1 protein-coding gene is annotated in these 273 nt (G+C 36.3%); it reads left to right on the plus strand.

Annotated elements, in window-relative coordinates; all coding sequences use genetic code 11:
• Nucleotides 1–273 (plus strand): hypothetical protein (locus SB689_RS23125; RefSeq protein WP_410694400.1); only part of this gene is annotated, 273 nt, incomplete at both ends.

The following is a 273-nucleotide window of genomic DNA, read 5'->3' on the forward strand; positions in this document are numbered from 1 at the left end:
CGGGAATTTTATTATTTCCGGGCTTTACTGAAGAGTACGCAGTCTACTTTGTGTATGAATTCAATAATAATAAACTTCAATATATAAAAGAGGTTATACTCAATAGGAACACCTCTGCTGAAGTTTGGTCCAATGTCCATACACTTAAGGCAGTTCGTGAAAAAAATACAATACAGATCACCCTTACAGATCATAAAGGGAAAGAATACCTATTTGAAGACAGGGAAGAGCTGCCGGAAATCGATTCACCTGAAAATACAAACCTTTCTAAGG

It is taken from the genome of Chryseobacterium sp. SIMBA_038, from assembly GCF_046535115.1.
Lineage (GTDB): Bacteria > Bacteroidota > Bacteroidia > Flavobacteriales > Weeksellaceae > Chryseobacterium.